This is a genomic window from Milkweed yellows phytoplasma str. MW1, from assembly GCF_000309485.1.
Classification (GTDB): domain Bacteria; phylum Bacillota_I; class Bacilli_A; order Acholeplasmatales; family Acholeplasmataceae; genus Phytoplasma.
This window is the reverse complement of the sequence record NZ_AKIL01000152.1, coordinates 1-1,079: the sequence shown is the minus strand read 5'-3', so window position 1 is coordinate 1,079 and position 1,079 is coordinate 1. Positions and strand designations below refer to the sequence as shown.

Below are 1,079 nucleotides of genomic sequence, written 5' to 3'. Positions count from 1 at the left end.
AATTAAATAAACTTTAATTTTTAAATTAACTGCCTTACCAGTTATAGGTATGTGTTTTAAATAAAAAATATAAAAAATAAAACGGAAATACTATTATGCAAAAATAATATTAATAATTATTTAATGCGTTATCAAATATTTAAAGAGTTATAATTGTTGATATAATGAAAAAAAATATAAGATAAATTGGTGTTAAGATGCAAAAATTAAAACAAAAAATCAACTTATTACAACAAATAATTAAAAAAATAGAAAAGATAGATAAAAAAATTATCTTTAATTTAGTGGAAAAATTTCAAAATGATTTAAATTTAACCACTATTTTAAAAACGATCCAAATTAAACGAAGTACTTATTATTATTGGTTAAAAATCAAAGAAAAATTAAAATTAAAACAAGCAAAATATCTTTTAAAACAAAAACGCATTAAATCTTTATGTCAAATGCATGAATATTTATTTGGTCATCGTAAAATCATTCATTTATATCAAAAAATCTTTAATGAAACCATCACTAAGAAAAAAGTTTATCTCATCATGAAAGAAAAAGGGATTTGTTGTCGTTTAAGAAGCAAAAAAAATAAATATCATTATCAACAATTAAAATCTCAATTAAAAATAGTTCCTAATTTAATTAACCAAGATTTTAAAACAACCCAACCCATGCAAAAACTCTTTACTGACATTACTTATTTTAAAACTAAAGAAGGGTTTTTATATTTTTCTTGTATTATCGACGCTTTTAACAATCAAATAGTCGCTTCTCATGTTTCTCATCACCAAAATAAAGATTTAGTTTTAAATACTATCAAAAAAATGCCGAAACTAAAAAATTCTTGTATTATCAACTCTGACCAAGGTTCAGTTTATCCATCTTTAAAAATCCAACATATTTTAACCAAAAAAGGTTTTCTTATTAGTATGTCACGCAAAGCAACGCCTAGAGATAACGCGGTCATTGAAAACTTTTTTGGCCAAATGAAAAGTATTTTATTTTATCGCGATCCTTTTTTATTCCAAAAATCTTCAACAAAAATAAAAAAAATAATTAATCAATTTCCTGCTTTTTGGAATAAAAAA

General features: G+C 22.1%; 1 protein-coding gene. It reads left to right on the top strand.

Going from position 1 to position 1,079, the window contains the following annotated elements; all coding sequences use genetic code 11:
- Positions 1-197: 197 nt before the first annotated feature.
- Positions 198-1,079 (top strand): IS3 family transposase (locus tag RI76_RS02725; protein WP_017192618.1); only part of this gene is annotated, 882 nt, incomplete at its 3' end.